Below are 16,650 nucleotides of genomic sequence, written 5' to 3'. Positions count from 1 at the left end.
CGACGGGGAGGCCCGTCACCCCGTGGCGGTGCCAAGTTCGGCGCGCAGTGCGGCAGCCGCGGCCCGCGGATCCTCGGCGGCGGTGATCGCCCGCACCACCACCACCCGGTGCGCGCCGGCGGCCAGCACTTGCGGCAGCCGCTGTGCGTCGATCCCACCGATGGCGAACCACGGCTTGGCCTCTACTACCGGGCCCTGATCCGCGGCGAACCGCAGCAGCTCCAGCCCAGGTGCGGGCCGGCCGGGTTTGGTCGGGGTGGGCCAGCACGGTCCGGCGCAGAAGTAATCGACCGGTTCGCTCAGCGCCGTGCCGACCTGGTCGCTGTCGTGGGTGGATCGGCCGATCAGCACGTCGGGTCCGATGATCTCGCGCGCCATCGGCAGCGGCAGATCGTCCTGGCCCAGGTGCAGCACGTCGGCACCGGCGGCGCGGGCGATGTCGGCGCGGTCGTTGACCGCCAGCAGCGCATCGTGCCGGCGGGCGGCCTCGGCCAGGATCTCAAGCGCGGCCAACTCGTCGCGGGCCTCCAGCGGACCGAACCGCTGCTCGCCGGGCGAACCCTTGTCGCGCAGCTGGATGATGTCCACCCCGCCGGCCAGTGCGGCGTCGGCGAACTCGGCCAGATCACCGCGTTCCCGGCGGGCGTCGGTGCACAGATACAGCCGGGCATCAGCGAGGCGGGACAGACGGTCGGAGCGTTTGTGCACACCGCGACGCTAGCGGCTAGCTTGGTGAGTTGACACAGAGGTGGAAGGGAGCAGCAGCAGATGCCCGGAACCTCGCTCGGTTCGCTGGCCGTGATCGGCGGCGGCGTCATCGGGCTGTCGGTGGCCCGCCAAGCCGCCCGGGCCGGGTGGGCGGTGCGGGTGCACCGCACCGGTGAGCACGGCGCGTCCTGGGTGGCCGGCGGGATGCTGGCCCCGCACAGCGAGGGCTGGCCCGGTGAGGATCAGCAGCTGCGACTGGGGCTGCGTTCACTGGAGCTGTGGCAGGACTTCCTCGAAGGGCTGCCGGCCGACGTCGTCACCGCCCGCGAATCGCTGGTGGTGGCCGCGGACCGGGCCGACGTCGCCGACCTGCGCACCGTCGCCGATTGGCTTTCCGCGCAGGGACATCCGGTGATCTGGGAATCGGCCGCCCGCGACGTCGAACCGCTGCTGGCCGCCGGTATCCGGCACGGCTTTTTGGCCCCCACCGAACTGGCGGTCGACAACCGCGCGGTGGTCAGCGCCCTGGTCGCCGCCTGCGAGGAGCTCGGCGTGACGTGGGCCGGACCCGTGCACGATCTGGCCGAGGTGACCGCCGATGCGGTGGTGATCGCCAACGGCATCGACGCTCCGGCGCTGTGGCCCGGCTTGGCGATCCGGCCGGTCAAGGGCGAGGTGCTGCGGTTGCGCTGGCGCAAAGGCTGCCTGCCCGTACCGCAGCGGGTGATCCGGGCCCGGGTGCACGGCCGGCAGGTCTATCTGGTGCCGCGACCCGATGGCGTGGTGGTCGGAGCCACCCAGTACGAGCACGGCCGCGACACCGCCCCGGTGGTCTCCGGGGTGCGAGATCTGCTCGACGACGCCTGCACCCTGGTACCCGCGCTGGGCGAGTACGAGCTGGCCGAATGCGGCGCGGGGCTGCGGCCGATGACGCCGGACAACCTGCCGCTGGTACGCCGCCTCGACGAGCGGACATTCGTCGCTGCCGGGCATGGCCGCAATGGTTTTCTGCTGGCGCCGTGGACCGCCGAACATGTTGTGTCCGAACTACTTCCGGTTGGAGTACGGGGATGATCATCAACGTCAACGAGAAACAGGTCGAGGTTTCCGAGGCGACTACGGTAGCGGCGCTGCTGGCTTCGATGGGCTACCCGGACCGCGGTATCGCGGTGGCGGTGGACCAGGCCGTTCTGCCGAAATCACGTTGGGCGACCACGCTTTGCGATGGCGCCCGCCTCGAAGTGGTGACGGCGGTGCAGGGTGGTTGACGACGCGAAGCTGACCATCGCCGGGCGGGAGTTCGGTTCCCGGCTCATCATGGGAACCGGTGGGTCGCAGAGCCTGGCCGTGCTCGAAGAGGCGCTGGTGGCATCCGGCACCGAGCTGACCACGGTTGCGATGCGCCGGGTCGACGCCGAGGGTGGGACCGGGATGCTGGATCTGCTGAGCCGGCTGGGCATCACGCCGCTGCCCAACACCGCGGGGTGCCGCAGCGCGGCCGAGGCGGTGCTCACCGCGCAGTTGGCGCGCGAGGCGCTGGGCACCGAGTGGGTCAAGCTGGAGGTGATCGGCGACGAGCGCACCCTGCTGCCCGACGCCGTCGAATTGGTTCGTGCCGCAGAACAATTGGTGGACGACGGGTTTGTGGTGTTGCCCTACACCAATGACGACCCGGTGCTGGCACGCCGGCTTGAGGACGCCGGGTGCGCTGCCGTGATGCCGCTGGGCTCGCCGATCGGCACCGGACTGGGCATCGCCAACCCGCACAGCATCGAGATGATCGTCTCCGCCGCTGGGGTTCCGGTGGTGCTGGACGCCGGCATCGGAACCGCCAGCGATGCCGCGCTGGCGATGGAGTTGGGCTGCGACGCGGTGCTGTTGGCCACCGCGGTGACCCGGGCGGCCGACCCGGTGGCGATGGCCACGGCTATGGCGGGGGCAGTCAGCGCCGGCTATCTGGCGCGCCGCGCCGGGCGTATCCCGAAGCGATTCTGGGCGCAGGCGTCCAGCCCGGCGCTTTGATCGGCCGCCCCTCGCGCGAGGGTGCGTGTCCCCGGTCCGACACGCCGTTCGCGGACCGGGAATACGCACACTCGGCCAAGACTGAGGCACTGTGAGCAATCGCTATGTCGCCCTGGGCAGTTCGATGGCGGCCGGCCCTGGTATCCGGCCTGCTGTCGACGGCGCGCCGCGGGCCGCGGGGCGCTCGGTGCGCAACTACCCGCACCTGCTCGCGGACGCACTGCACGTCGATCTCGTCGACGTCACGTTCTCCGGCGCGACGACGGCCCATCTGCTGACCGAACGCCAGCACGGCGAAGCACCCCAGGTCGAGGTGTTGGACGGCTCGGAAACGCTGGTGACCATCACGATCGGCGGAAACGACGTCGGCTATGTGCCGCTGCTGATGGCCGCGATGCTGCCCCGGGTGACTCGGTTGGTGCCGGCGATCGGTGCGCTACTGGATCGTAGCCAGCGCCAGCAGGCGCTCAACGAGGTCGAAGCCGCGCTGCGGGCGGTCGGCGCCACGGTGCGCGACCGCGCGCCGCGTGCTCGGGTGCTCTTCGTCGACTACCTGACCCTGATGCCACCGGCCGGGGCCCGGGCCGGGCGACTGCCCGAGCACGTGGTCGATCTGGCCCGCCACGTCGCGCAGGAGTTGGAGCGGCACACCGCAGCGGCTGCGGGCGCCACCGGCTGCGAGATCGTGCGCGCCGGGCAGGCCAGCCGCGGTCACCACCCGTGGTCGGCGCAGCCGTGGACGGTGGGCCCGGGCCTGCCGCTGCCGTGGCGGCCGTGGCCGCTTCACCCCAATGCCGCCGGGATGGCCGCGGTCGCCGAGCTGGTGACGGCGCAGTGGGTTGGGGCCGGTTAAGCGGGTGTGGTGACGCCGGGTTCGCCCGGTTTGCCGGGTGTACCCGTGCTGCCGTGGACGGTGCCGGGCCCGGCGTTGCCCGCCGGTCCGCCGAGACCGCCCGTTGCGCCGTCGCTGCCGGTACCGCCGTTGCCGCCGTTGCCACCCGCGCCGCCGTCGCCGCCGAAGCCGACGCCGTGCCCGCCACTGCCGCCGTGGCCGCCGGTCCCACCGGTGCCGCCGTCGCCGCCGGCCGCGCCGCCGACTCCGCCGTCGCCGCCGTCGCCGCCATTGCCACCCAGGATGCCGAGGACGATCGGAGTGCCCCCGCCGCCCTTGCCGCCGTCGCCACCGGCGCCGCCCTTGCTGCCGGTCCCGGTGGCTGCGCCGCCGTCGCCTCCGGCCCCGCCGTGGCCGGCGCCGGCCGGGTCACCGCTGCCACCGACGCGACCCCCGTTACCCCCGTCGCCGCCCGCACCGCCGGTGCTGCCGGGCCCGGTGGCCGCGCCGCCGGTGCCGCCGTGGCCGCCGTGCCCGCCGCCGCCGAACAGCTGGCCTGCGTCACCGCCGATTCCGCCGTCGCCGCCCGCGCCGCCGGCACCGGTTTCGGCTGCCGCGCCATTCCCGCCGTTGCCGCCGGCGCCGCCGTTGCCGAACTGCGTCCCTCCGGCACCGCCGTCGCCCCCGCGACCGCCGTCGATACCGGCCGCACCGTTACCGCCGTCGCCGCCGTTGCCGAAGAGCCCGGCGTGCCCGCCGTCGCCGCCGGCCACACCGGCCTCGGTGGAGGTCCAGCCGTCGCCGCCGTCGCCGAACCACACGCCTCCGTTGCCCCCGTCGGGGTCGGCTTCGGTGCCGTCGGCCCCGTTGCAGATCAATCCGCATGCGTCGGGGTACAGCGGCGCGAACATTTGGTTGATCGGGGCGAGGGCTTGTTCGCCGAAGTCAGAGGTGAGCCAGCTCTGCAGCGCCGCGTGCAGCGGTGTGTAGAAGTCGAAGACGACACCACTGCCGGCGGCCGAGCCGACCAGCTCGTCACCGGACAGATCCAAGCCGGACGGGCTGAACAGACTGTCGAAGTCATTCGACAGGTTCCCCCATGCGCCGGGATCGAACAGGTCCGCCAGCAGGTCTTCGAAGTCGGCATGTACGCCCGGGGCTGGAGCCAGAACGCCGATGCCGATTGCTGTGAACAGGGCCAGCGGTACCCGAGCTGTCCTCAGTATGAGGGCGCCGCGTCGCGGGGCCTTTTTCCGGGGTCGCCGTGTCATCGGAGGGCCTTTCTGTGACTGTCGACGCAACAGTAGACGAGGCGGGCCCGCAACAGTAGACGTAAGACGACCAAACATTCGATGATCGCCACAGAATCATACCGAACGACTTAATTGGGATCGATTTCCGTACTATCGGTAGACAATGGCCAGATTATTAGCTAACGTGCAAAATCTGAAGGAAACGTTAAGGAGAATCGGCGGATCGGTATCGGCGACACCGACGGCGCGGGCGGTGCCGGTGGTGCCAGCGGTACCACCGACCTGAACGTCACTCCGCTTCCGCCGAACCCGGTGGCCACCCATGGTGGCGTGGGTGGCAGGCCCGGTGCCTCTGGGTAGGGCGGGGGCTGGGGAGGCGGCAATGCCGGATCGGCCGGCAGCAACGGCGGAGCGGACGGCAGTGCCGGTGCCGGCGGTGCCGGAGGCACTCCGTAGTCCTTCTCCGATACAGCAGGAATGCCCCGCACACCTCCCCGTGCGGGGCATTCCGCTGTCCGCGGTCTCCAGATGCGGTCGGCGCGGGCCCTGCCTGACTTCGCGCGCGTCGCACACCCACTAACGTGGACGCGGTGGATTACCAGAAGAAACTGATGCCTGTCCTCGGCACCGCGCTGGCCGCTGTGCTGCTCGCCGGCGGGTGCAGCAGCACACCGCGCACCGCCGAGCAGGCACCCGATGCCGCCGCAGCCGCCGAGTTCGCCAACACGCTGCGCGACAAGGTCACCATCGAGGCGATGATGACCCACCTGCAACAGCTGCAGCAGATCGCGGACGCCCATGACGGCACCCGCGCCGTCGGCACCCCGGGATACGACGCCAGCGTCGAATACGTGGCCAACGCGTTGCGCGACCACGGATTCGACGTCGAGACCCCGGAGTTCACCGCCCGGGTATTCAAGGCCGAGAAGGGTTCGGCGCAACTCGGCGACAAGACCGTCGAGGCCCGCGCACTGCAATACAGTCTCGGAACGCCACCGGACGGCGTCACCGGTCCGTTGGTGGCCGCCCCGGCCGCGCCGGCTGACGACAGCCCGGGGTGCAGCGCAGAAGATTACGACGGCCTGACGGTCAAGGACGCCGTCGTGCTGGTGGACCGCGGTACCTGCCCGTTCAAGGAGAAGATGGCCATCGCCGTCGAGAAAGGCGCGGTGGCGCTGATCGTCGCCGACAGCGTCGACGAGGAGAAGATGGGTGGCACGCTCGGGGAGAAGACCGAGGTCAAGATTCCCGTCGTGAGCGTGACGAAGGCCGATGGCGCGATGCTGCGCGGCGGGCACGGCGCGATCACCGTCAAACTCGACGCGCACACCGACGACATTCCCGCCCGCAACGTGATCGCCCAGACCAAGACCGGGTCGACCGAGAACGTGGTGATGCTCGGCGCCCACCTGGACAGCGTCCCGGAGGGTCCCGGTATCAATGACAATGGCTCCGGGGTGGCTGCGGTGCTGGAAACTGCTCTGCAACTGGGGGATTCACCTCAGGCGCACAACGCGGTGCGGTTCGGGTTCTGGGGTGCCGAAGAGCTCGGCCTGATCGGCTCGAGGAAGTACATCGAGTCGCTCGACGTCGAGCAACTCAAGAACATCGCGCTGTATCTGAACTTCGACATGCTCGGCTCGCCGAACCCGGGCTACTTCACCTACGACGGCGACCAGTCGCTGGACGCGGACAAACGCGGTCAGCCGGTGGTGCCGGAAGGCTCGGCCGGCATCGAGCGGACTCTGGTGGCCTACCTCAAGTCCGCCGGCAAGGAAGCGCGCGACACCTCGTTCGACGGTCGCTCCGACTACGACGGGTTCACCCAGGCCGGCATTCCGTCCGGCGGGCTGTTCTCCGGTGCCGAAGTGAAGAAGACGGCCGACGAGGCCAAACTGTGGGGTGGCGCCGCCGATGAGCCGTTCGACCCGAACTACCACCAAAAGGGCGACACCATCGACAACATCGACCGCGACGAACTGGCCCTCAACGGCCGGGGGGTCCCCTACGCCGTCGGGTTGTACTCCCAGGATCTCAGCGGCCGCAATGGAGTTCCGGTTCGGGACGACCGCACCCGCCACGTCGTCACCACCCCGTGATTCGTCCGGCGGGCGCCCTGCTGGTAGTGACCGCCTTGCTGGCGGGCTGCTCTCAGGAGCCGGCCGCCGTGCCGCCGCTGTCGAATCGGCTGGCCGGTCAGGTCACGGTCGATGCGATGCTGGTGCACCTACAGCGACTGCAGGAGATCGCCGACGCGCATCAGCATAATCGGACCGACGGCACACCCGGCTTCGACGCCAGCGCGGAATACGTCCTGAATGCCCTGCGGGACAAAGGTTTCGATGTCGAAACACCGGAGATCACCCGGCTGGAGACGACCTCGCCGGGCAAGCCCACCTTGACCGTCTCCGGAGTCGGCTACTCCGTGGACCAGGCGTCGCTGCTGGTGCGAACACCGGCAAAAGGGGTGACCGGCCCGGTGATCCGCCCGGCCCGGTCAGCCGGCTGTGCGCCGGCCGACTATCCGGCCGCGGTGCCCCGCGGCGGCATCGCGGTGGTCAGCGACGCCGGCTGTTCGGTGGTGGACAAGCAGAACGTGGCCGCGCAACGCGGTGCCGCGGCACTGATCGTGGTCAGCCTGCCGAGTCGCAACGGTGCGCCGGCCGGCCTGTTCACGCCGGACTACTACGACCAGCTCACCATGCCGGTGGCGGTGGCCGGTCGCGACGGCGACCTAGCGCTGCGTCGCGCCACGGGCGCGGTGCGGCTCGTGTTGGACACCACCATCGTCAAAATCACCTCACGAAACATTGTGGCGCAGACCCAAACCGGCTCCGAGCATGACATCGTGATGGTCGGTGCGCACCTGGACGGGGCAGCGGGCAGCCCGGGAATCAACGACAACGGTTCCGGGGTGGCCGCGGTACTGGAGACCGCCCTACAACTGGGCCCGTCCCCCGAGATCACCAACGCGGTGCGGTTCGTGTTCTGGGCCGCCGAGGAACAACAGCTCGGCGGCTCCGCCGACTACGTCTTCGGACTCGACCGCGACCAGCTCAACGACATCGCCGTCTACCTCAACTTCGACATGCTCGGCTCCCCGAATGCCGGATTCTTCACCTACGACGGTGACCAGTCCGCGATGCCGAGCCGCGACATCGCCCCCGGCGACGTCCCCGTCGGATCCGCCGGCGTCGAACGCACGCTGGCCGGCTATCTCAACTTGGTGGGCGTACGGCCCGCCGATATGCCATTGAGCAGCGATACCGACTACAGCCCGTTCGTGGTGGCCGGGGTGCCTGTCGGTGGCATCACCACCGGGGCGTCCCAGCTCAAGACCACCGCTCAGGCCCGGCTGTGGGGCGGCAAGCCTGGTGCCGCGTTCGATCCGAACTATCACGGCCCGGGCGATACCGTCGACAAGATCAACCGGCATGCGCTGGCGCTCACAGGTTCGGCGGTTGCGTTCGCGGTGGCGAACTACGCGCAGTCCATCGGTGGCCCTAACGGAGTTCCACTCCGCGACAAGCGGCACCGGGTGCCGCTGAACCCGTAGCCGCCCACACCAGGCATGCAGGTAAGCGGGCCACCTGGCACTGCGTCGTTCACCTAAGTGTGTTAATAATGCTCTGCAAGTGACGGAGCTGGTCTGAGTTGACAAGGGGTGGTGGTTATCACGCTCGGTGCCACGAACGACCCGGCCGGACGCGCGGGTGCCCGCATCAGGCGGCGCCCCAAGGACCGCAAAGCACAGATCACGCGTGCGGCTGCGGAGGCCTTCAGCGCGCAGGGTTACCACGCGACCAGCATGGAGGCGATCGCCACCAGAGTTGGAATTTCGGCGCCGGCGCTGTACCGGCACTATCCGAGCAAGTACCACATGTTCGCCGTCGTCGTCGGTGCGCTCGGTCGACAGTTGGTCGACTGCACGGACTTCATCGACGAGGTGTCCGACGCGGAATTGGAACAGGACGCCGCGGCGGTACTGGACCGGATCGTTGACACCCTCATCACGTCAGCGATCGCCAACCGCGAGGCCGGCGGGCTGTACCGCTGGCAGGGCCGCTATCTGCAGCCCGATGGCAAGGCCACGCTGATGGCGCAGATATACCAAGTCAACCGGCGGGTACAACGTCCGCTGGAAGTACTGCGTCCGGAGTTGACGTCCACGGAGCGGTGGGTTCTGTCCGCCGGTCTGCTCAGTATCGCGGGCAGCGTCGTCGGGCACCGGCTGCCGATCCCGGACGACGAAGTCAGGCCTTTGCTCCTGGACGCGGCGCGGGCTCTGGCCACCACACAACTGCCCCAACCGGCTGATGTCGGGGCCAACCGCCCGTCGGTGTGGCGCATTTTCACGCCGGACGCCGGGCCGTACGAGGCGCTGCTGAGCTCGGCGATCCTGCTGTTCGGCAGGCAGGGCTATACGGAAACCAGCGTCACCGAGATCGCCGACGCCGTCGGCGTGCCCGCCTCCGGTGTGTATCGGTATTTCTCCAGCAAGAGCGACATCTTGACGACGGGTCTTCAGCGTGCCGTCGACCGGATTTCCGGAGAGATGTCGGCAATCGCGGGCGTCTTCGCCGACCCGCGCGAGGTAGTGGCCCGTCTGGTCGAGGCGTTCGTGGCCACCATCTTCGCCAATCCCGAACTGGCGGCGGTCTATGACACCGAGCGGGTGAATCTTAGTTCTGCGGAGCGCGAGCTGTTGCGGACCTCGGAGCGCGCCTTCATCGAAACCTGGGTGGGACCACTGACGGCGGTGAGGCCGGACCTGGACGCCGTGCACGCAAGGTTCCTGGTGCACGCCTTGGCGGCGCTGGTCGACGACCTGGGCAGGTTGGAGCGGGAGGGCAGATCGTATGGCGACGGGCCCGCCACCGTGGCGCCCGGTTACGCACAGGCCTGCCTCCGCAAACTCCTGGAATCAGTCGTGCTGGGCACCAAAGAATTCTGACGCCTGCTGCCGAACGAGCCTACAGATCAGGCGATCTGGTAGTCCTCCAAGGGGAACCGGGAGCCGTCGCGCACAGCATTACGCACCGACGTGGGCCGCAGCAGCGATGCTTCGCCGCTGGGGTTGAAGTAGTAGGACCGTGACGTGGCGCAGTCGCCCGCGTAGAACACCGAGCGGTCGAGCCGCTTGGTCATCTCGTCGAGGAAGCGGTCGTTGGCGGCCTCGGTGACCTCGAACGTCGTGGCGCCGCGACGTTGCACTTCGCCGAACAAGCGGCCCATGTGCCGCATCTGGTATTCCATCGTGTTGAAGAAAGACAGCCCACAGAACGCGTAGGGGCTGGCCAAGCTCAGGAAATTCGGGAAGGCCGGGATCGATACGCCCTGGTAGGCCTGGAACCGGTTCTCCCGCCACCACTTACCCAGATTGCGCCCGTCGCGTCCGACGATTTCGATGGCCGGGAAGTTGGCTTCCCACAGGTCGAAGCCGGTGGCCAGCACCAGCGTGTCGATCTCGCTCTTGCGTCCGTCGGTGGTGACGATTCCGTCCGGCTCGACCCGCTCGATCCCGGCCGTCTCCAGGTGCACATGCGGCTTGTTGAAGCTGCGGTAGTAGTCGTTGGACCAGCTGGGCCGCTTGCAACCGATGTCGTAGCTCGGGGTGAGCTTGTCCCGTAGTTCCTTGTCGCGGATCGAGATGAAGCGGTGCATCTTGCACAGGTCCATCGCGCCGATCGAAAGCCGACGGAAGTACGGAAAATTGAGCACCCCGACGAACGTCATGAACTCCAACAGGCCGTCGGTCACCCACCGCAGCGCCCGCTGGGCCAGCGGCACCCGGGCGAACAGTCGCCGCACGACGGGAGAGAACGTGAAGTCCAGCTTGGGGGCCACCCAGATCGGTGTGCGCTGGTAGACCGTGAGGTCGCCGACCGTCTTGGCCAGCTCCGGGATCAGCTGCACCGCGGTGGCGCCGGTGCCGATCAGGCCGACCCGCCGACCATTGAAGTCGTGGTCAGCGTCCCACGCGGTGGTGTGCACCACCTTGCCGGCGAAGCCGTCGATGCCGGGGATGTCGGGGGCTTTCGGCTGGGACAGGAATCCGGTCGCGGTTATCAGGTAGCGGGCGCTCAGCGTCGCACCATCGGCCAGACTCACCTGCCAGCGCTGGGCTTCCTCGTCCCAGCGGGCGCCCTCGACGGTGGTGTTGAACCGCATGTGGCGGCGCACGTCGTACTTGTCGGCGACGTGCTCGGCGTAGCGCTTGAGTTCCGAACCGGTGGCGAACAGCCGCGTCCAGTGCGGGTTGGGCTCGAACCAGTAGGAGTAGGTGGTCGACGGGATGTCGACGGCCAGTCCGGGATAGCGGTTGACGTGCCACGTTCCGCCCAGATCGTCCTCGCGCTCCAGCAGGACGATGTTGTCGTAGCCGAGCTTCTTGAGCTCGATCGCCGCGCCCACCCCGCCGAAGCCCGCACCCACGATGACGACGTCGAAAAGCTCGGTACTCATGAAAATTACGGTACCTGACTCACCAGTAACCAGCGAAGCTCACCGGGCGGCGCGGACCAGGCGAGTTGAGCCGGCCTCAGCCCAGCAGTCGCAGCGCGGCGTCGACCGCCAGCGCCGGCACGTCCAGTGTCTTCGAGGCCAGGTCGTGGCGGGCGCCGGTGACTTCGACGACCTCGTGCGCAGCCGGCACCAACGCGGCGGCGGCGTGAATCTCGGGCAGCGTTGCGAAGGGGTCCGAACTGCCGTGGGTGAACACGGTGGGCACGCTGATATCGGGCAGGTGCTCGGTGCGGGCGCGTTCAGGCTTGCCGGGCGGGTGCAGCGGGTAGGAGAACAATGCCAGCAGGTCTACCGCTGCGCCCCCGTCGGCCACCACCATCGAGGTCTGCCGACCGCCGTAGGAGTGCCCGCCGGCGATCAGCGGACCGTCGGTCAGTGAGCGGGCGTAGCCGATGGCTTCGACGATGCCCTCACGATCGCCGACACCCGAACCCGAAGGTGGGCCCTTCGGGCGGCGCCGGCGGAACGGCAGGTCGTAGCGGATCGCCAGAAAGCCGCGCCGCGCCCATTCGTCGCAAAGTCGTTGCAGCATGGGCGAGTCCCGGCTGCCGCCGGCGCCGTGGGCCAGCAATACCACCCCGGTCGGTGTGCCCTCGGGGTGATGGGCGATGCCGGCGATCGCGTCGAGGATCATCGCTCCAGCCGGAACAGCGGCGAGACCGGGCCGTGCCCGTGACCCAGCGGGTAGGCGGCGCGCAGGCACTGCGTCACCCAGCGTTTCGCGAACCCCACCGCGTCGGGCACGGTGAGCCCGTGCGCCAGCGCGCACGCCGTCGCCGCGGCCAGCGTGTCTCCGGCGCCGTGGTCGTGTGCGGTGGCCACCCGCGGACCGGGGAACTCCTGAAAGGCGGTGCCGTCATAAAGCAGATCGGGGCTGTGCTGCGCCGACGGTAAGTGCCCGCCTTTGACCAGCACCCACCGCGGCCCCAGGCTGTGCAGCTCGCGCGCGGCCGCCCGCTGGCTTTCGGCGTCGACCACGTCGATACCGACCAGCAGTCGCACCTCGTGCAGGTTAGGCGTTACCAGGTCGGCCAGCGGAAACAGCTTGTCGCGCAGCGCGTCCAGCGCCGAGGCCGCCAGCAGCGCATCGCCGTGCATGGACGCCGACACCGGATCGACCACCAGCGGCACCTTCAGTCCGAGTTCCTGCCAGGTCGTGGCTACTCCTGTGATGATCTGCGCCGACGCCAGCATCCCGGTCTTGGCGGCCTGGATCCCGATGTCCGGCACCACCGCGCTGATCTGGGCGGCGACGGTGTCGGTGGGAACCTCATGAAAGCTCTTGACTCCCATGGTGTTCTGCACCGTCACCGCCGTCACCGCGACGCACGCATGGACACCGAGCAGCGCACACGTGCGCATGTCCGCCTGAATGCCCGCGCCACCGCCCGAATCCGACCCGGCGATGGTGAGCACCCGCGCCGGTGTCGATCCGGGCGGGGGCAGCGGCAGGAACTCCACTAGGTGGAGATGGGGAGGTACACCCGGTTGCCGTGGTCGGCGAACTCGGCTGACTTCTCGTCCATGCCCTTCTGAATTGCGGCGTCGATGTCCTCCTGGGTCTCCAACCCATGCTCGGTGGCGTAGTCGCGCACATCCTGGCTGATCCGCATCGAGCAGAACTTCGGGCCGCACATGGAGCAGAAGTGCGCGGACTTAGCCGGCTCGGCAGGCAGCGTCTCGTCGTGGTACTCGCGAGCGGTGTCGGGGTCCAGAGACAATGCGAACTGGTCATACCAGCGAAACTCGAAGCGCGCCTTGGACAATGCGTTGTCGCGATCCTGGGCGTGCGGGTGCCCCTTGGCCAGGTCGGCGGCGTGTGCGGCGATCTTGTAGGCGATGACCCCGTCCTTGACGTCCTTGCGGTCCGGCAGGCCGAGGTGTTCCTTGGGGGTCACGTAGCACAGCATCGCGGTGCCGGCCTGGGCGATGATCGCCGCTCCGATCGCCGAGGTGATGTGGTCGTAGGCCGGTGCGATATCAGTGGCCAGCGGTCCCAGGGTGTAGAACGGCGCCTCGTCGCACAGTTCCTCCTCCAGTCGCACGTTCTCGACGATCTTGTGCATCGGAACATGCCCCGGACCTTCGATCATCACCTGGGCGCCACGAGCTTTGGCGATCTTGGTCAGCTCGCCCAGGGTGCGCAACTCGGCGAACTGGGCCTCGTCGTTGGCGTCAGCGATCGAACCGGGCCGCAGCCCGTCGCCCAGGGAGAACGTGACGTCGTAGCGGGCCAGGATGTCGGCCAGCTCTTCGAAGTTGGTGTAGAGGAACGATTCCTGGTGCCGCGACAGACACCACGACGCCATGATCGAGCCGCCGCGCGACACGATGCCGGTGACCCGCTTGGCCGTCAGTGGCACGTAGCGCAACAGCACCCCGGCATGCACGGTCATGTAGTCCACACCCTGCTCGCACTGCTCGATCACGGTGTCGCGGTACAGCTCCCAGGTCAGCTTTGTCGGATCGCCGTTGACCTTCTCCAGCGCCTGGTAGATCGGCACCGTGCCGACCGGAACCGGGGAGTTGCGCAAGATCCACTCCCGGGTTTCGTGGATGTCCTTACCGGTGGACAGATCCATGATGTTGTCGGCACCCCAACGGGTAGCCCACACCATCTTGTCGACCTCTTCGGCGATCGAGCTGGTCACCGCGGAGTTCCCGATGTTGGCGTTGATCTTCACCTTGAACGCTTTGCCGATGATCATCGGCTCCAGCTCGGGATGGTTGTGGTTGGCGGGAATCACCGCGCGGCCGCGGGCCACCTCGTCACGCACCAACTCGGCGGGGAAACCTTCGCGGGCGGCGATGAACGCCATCTCGGCGGTGATCTCACCGGCGCGGGCGCGCTGCAGCTGGGTGCCGCGGTCGCGCACCACGCCCGGCCGGGCCGGCAGACCGCGGTGCAGGTCGATCACCGCGTCGGAGTCGGTGTACGGGCCGGAGGTGTCGTAGAGGTCGAAGTGCTCGCCATTGGTCAGATTGACCTGGCGGAACGGCACCTTCATGGCCACGCCGCCGGGGGCTTCGATCTCGCGGTAGGACTTCTCGCTGTAGGGGATGGGCCCGGTGGTCACCCGCGGCTCGATGACGACATCAGTCATGTTCTTCCTCTCCCTTTCCGGCATGACCCGGTCAGGTTCGTACGGTCGACGGCCCCGGCCGTCCTCTCAGCGCACTGGTTGCGCTCCCGCGGTTTGGATTTCTGCACTGGCATTCCTGCACTGCCACGCTAGCGCAGCACGGCAGCCGGCGTAAGGCATCAGCTGCGCGGGCGGGCATCGCAGATTAGGTATCCGATCCTTTGCATAGCTAACATATGTGCTTTGGGTGAGAAGACGCAGGAGAGTCAATGACGGCGCAAGTCGAGAGGGCTAACAGCGACCTCGGCGCCGTGGCGACCGCCGGTCGCCGCTTGCGCTACGGCCGCGATCACCCGCGCTACAAGTGGATCGCGCTGTCCAACACCACCTTGGGCGTGCTGCTGGCCACCATCAACGGCTCGATCGTGCTGATCTCTTTGCCGGCCATCTTCCGCGGCATCGGGCTGAATCCGCTGGACCCGGCGAATGTCAGCTACCTGCTGTGGATGCTGATGGGCTACCTGCTGGTGTCGGCGGTGCTGGTGGTGTTCTTCGGCCGACTCGGTGACATGTTCGGCCGAGTGCGCATCTACAACGCCGGCTTCGTGGTGTTCACGGTCGCGGCGATCGCGCTGTCGATCGACCCGTTCGACCTCGGTCCCGGCGCCCAATGGCTGATCGGCTGGCGGGTGGTGCAAGGGATCGGTGGCGCGATGCTGTTCGCGTCGTCGGCGGCGATCCTCACCGATGCGTTCCCGGCCAATCAGCGCGGCATGGCGCTGGGCGTCAACCAGGTAGCGGCGGTCGCCGGGTCCTTCGTCGGTCTGCTGATCGGTGGGCTGCTGTCGGAATGGGATTGGCGGGCGGTGTTCTGGGTGGGGGTCCCGATAGGAGTGCTGGGCACCATCTGGTCGATGCGGTCATTGCACGAACTCGGTGAGCGGGCACCGGCCAAACTGGATTGGGCAGGCACCGTGACACTGGCGCTCGGCCTGACGGTGCTGCTGACCGCGATCACCTACAGCATTCAGCCGCACGGGGATTCACCCACCAGTTGGACCAGCCCCGCCGTACTGGGTTCGTTGGCGCTCGGGGTGGCGCTGCTGGTGCTGTTCTGCGTCATCGAACTGCGGGTGGCCGCGCCGCTACTGGATGTGCGACTGTTCGCGATCCCGGCATTCGGGATGGCAAACGTGGCCGGGTTGCTGTCGGCGGTCGGGCGCGGCGGCCTGCAGTTCATGTTGATCATCTGGCTGCAGGGCATCTGGTTGCCGCTGCACGGCTACAGCTTCGAATCCACCCCGCTGTGGTCGGGTATCTACCTGCTGCCGATGACGGCCGGCTTCCTGCTGGCCGGACCGGTGGCCGGGTTGCTGTCCGACCGGCACGGCGCCCGGCCGTTCACCGTCGGTGGGATGGTGCTGATGGCTGCGACGTTCGTGGCACTGGTCTTGCTCCCGGTCGACTTCGACTACCGGATGTTCGCGGCGCTGGTGTTCCTCAACGGGCTGGGCGGCGGAATCTTCACCGCGCCCAACAGTGCCGTGATCATGTCGAGTGTGCCGGCCGATCAGCGCGGAGCGGCGTCGGGTGTGCGGGCCACGTTCTTCAACGCCGGCACGTCGCTGTCGATCGGCGTGTTCTTCTCGCTGATGGTGATCGGGCTGGCCAACACGCTGCCCGCGGCGATGGGCGCCGGGCTGCAACAGCAAGGCGTGTCGGCTGCGGTCGCCGATCAGGTGGCCAATACCCCGCCGGTGGGCAGCCTGTTCGCGGCCTTTCTGGGTTACAACCCGATCGGCGAGCTGCTGGGGCCCTTCGGCGCCCTGGATCAGCCGGGTGTCGATGCCCAGGCGCTGACCGGGCACAGCTTTTTTCCGCAGCTGATCTCCGGGCCGTTCCACACCGGGTTGGCGGTGGTGTTCGCCGCGGCCGCGCTGATGATGGTGCTCGGCGCGCTGACCTCATGGATGTCGCCGGGGCGCTACGCCGCCGAACCCGTCAACCTGAGGGACTGAAACCCGACGTGCGTTTCGGGCCGGTCGTCGCCGTTGGTGTTGCGGGGGCGCCGGCTTGGAGGGATATACGTTGAATGCGCCTGCAGTGCAGGCATATTCGCGCGGAATCCACCCTGGCCTCAGAGCCGCCGGCATCGCCGCAGAATCAACCAGCCGGGCGTCCGCGCCGGGACGACACGCCCGGGTCGCGATGGAGTTGACCCGTCCGC

13 protein-coding genes and 1 pseudogene are annotated in these 16,650 nt (G+C 68.5%); 8 read left to right on the top strand and 6 right to left on the bottom strand.

Annotation, left to right across the window (positions count from 1 at the left end; all coding sequences use genetic code 11):
- Positions 1 to 15 precede the first annotated feature (15 nt).
- Positions 16 to 687 carry a thiamine phosphate synthase gene (thiE, locus tag ACZYY4_RS08320; RefSeq protein ID WP_463809666.1) on the bottom strand — a complete coding sequence of 224 codons (672 nt, stop codon included), beginning with the start codon at positions 685 to 687 and terminating at the stop codon, positions 16 to 18.
- 81 nt (positions 688 to 768) lie between these two features.
- Here thiE and thiO point away from each other — a divergent pair, with 81 nt between their 5' ends.
- From thiO to ACZYY4_RS08300, 4 genes are all read left to right on the top strand, one after another.
- Complete coding sequence (gene thiO, locus ACZYY4_RS08315; protein ID WP_463809320.1) at positions 769 to 1,782, top strand: glycine oxidase ThiO; 1,014 nt, start codon at positions 769 to 771, stop codon at positions 1,780 to 1,782.
- Positions 1,779 to 1,976, top strand: a complete 198-nt coding sequence (thiS, locus tag ACZYY4_RS08310; protein WP_463809318.1) for a sulfur carrier protein ThiS — start codon at positions 1,779 to 1,781, stop codon at positions 1,974 to 1,976. Before thiO ends, thiS begins: the two co-directional genes overlap by 4 nt.
- Complete coding sequence (gene thiG, locus ACZYY4_RS08305) at positions 1,969 to 2,730, top strand: thiazole synthase (protein WP_463809316.1); 762 nt, start codon at positions 1,969 to 1,971, stop codon at positions 2,728 to 2,730. The genes thiS and thiG overlap by 8 nt, the downstream gene beginning before the upstream one ends.
- A 91-nt stretch (positions 2,731 to 2,821) precedes the next feature.
- Entirely contained in the window at positions 2,822 to 3,583 is a 762-nt protein-coding gene (locus ACZYY4_RS08300; protein WP_463809314.1) for an SGNH/GDSL hydrolase family protein, read from the top strand.
- Here ACZYY4_RS08300 and ACZYY4_RS08295 read toward each other — a convergent pair.
- A pseudogene (locus ACZYY4_RS08295) lies at positions 3,580 to 4,440 on the bottom strand (PGRS repeat-containing protein); the annotation flags it as partial. The gene ACZYY4_RS08300 and the pseudogene ACZYY4_RS08295 sit on opposite strands and share 4 nt — an antisense overlap.
- Positions 4,441 to 5,426: 986 nt before the next feature.
- On the opposite strand from ACZYY4_RS08295, the gene ACZYY4_RS08290 reads away from it, so the two are divergent.
- The 3 genes from ACZYY4_RS08290 (at position 5,427) to ACZYY4_RS08280 (ending at position 9,769) form a co-directional block, all read left to right on the top strand.
- Positions 5,427 to 6,914, top strand: coding sequence for a M28 family metallopeptidase (locus ACZYY4_RS08290; protein WP_463809664.1), 1,488 nt, complete (start codon positions 5,427 to 5,429; stop codon positions 6,912 to 6,914).
- Positions 6,911 to 8,371: a M28 family peptidase gene (locus ACZYY4_RS08285; protein ID WP_463809312.1), complete on the top strand. Its 1,461-nt coding sequence runs from the start codon at positions 6,911 to 6,913 to the stop codon at positions 8,369 to 8,371. The genes ACZYY4_RS08290 and ACZYY4_RS08285 overlap by 4 nt, the downstream gene beginning before the upstream one ends.
- Before the next feature lie 111 nt (positions 8,372 to 8,482).
- Positions 8,483 to 9,769 (top strand): TetR/AcrR family transcriptional regulator, encoded by a 1,287-nt coding sequence (locus tag ACZYY4_RS08280; protein ID WP_463809310.1) that lies wholly within the window; start codon positions 8,483 to 8,485, stop codon positions 9,767 to 9,769.
- Between the two features lie 26 nt (positions 9,770 to 9,795).
- Here the strand turns inward: ACZYY4_RS08280 and ACZYY4_RS08275 are convergent, their stop codons facing one another.
- From ACZYY4_RS08275 to thiC, 4 genes are all read right to left on the bottom strand, one after another.
- Positions 9,796 to 11,280, bottom strand: a complete 1,485-nt coding sequence (locus ACZYY4_RS08275; protein ID WP_463809308.1) for a flavin-containing monooxygenase — start codon at positions 11,278 to 11,280, stop codon at positions 9,796 to 9,798.
- 76 nt (positions 11,281 to 11,356) lie between these two features.
- Positions 11,357 to 11,974 (bottom strand): alpha/beta hydrolase family protein, encoded by a 618-nt coding sequence (locus tag ACZYY4_RS08270; RefSeq protein WP_463809306.1) that lies wholly within the window; start codon positions 11,972 to 11,974, stop codon positions 11,357 to 11,359.
- Positions 11,971 to 12,801 (bottom strand): bifunctional hydroxymethylpyrimidine kinase/phosphomethylpyrimidine kinase, encoded by an 831-nt coding sequence (gene thiD / locus ACZYY4_RS08265; protein ID WP_463809304.1) that lies wholly within the window; start codon positions 12,799 to 12,801, stop codon positions 11,971 to 11,973. The genes ACZYY4_RS08270 and thiD overlap by 4 nt, the downstream gene beginning before the upstream one ends.
- Positions 12,801 to 14,444, bottom strand: a complete 1,644-nt coding sequence (gene thiC, locus ACZYY4_RS08260) for a phosphomethylpyrimidine synthase ThiC (protein WP_463809302.1) — start codon at positions 14,442 to 14,444, stop codon at positions 12,801 to 12,803. The genes thiD and thiC overlap by 1 nt, the downstream gene beginning before the upstream one ends.
- A 248-nt stretch (positions 14,445 to 14,692) precedes the next feature.
- Here thiC and ACZYY4_RS08255 point away from each other — a divergent pair, with 248 nt between their 5' ends.
- Entirely contained in the window at positions 14,693 to 16,441 is a 1,749-nt protein-coding gene (locus tag ACZYY4_RS08255; protein ID WP_463809300.1) for an MFS transporter, read from the top strand.
- Positions 16,442 to 16,650 lie beyond the last annotated feature (209 nt).

It is taken from the genome of Mycobacterium sp. IDUB_21 (assembly GCF_055419425.1).
This window is presented reverse-complemented; position numbering and strand designations above follow the sequence as displayed.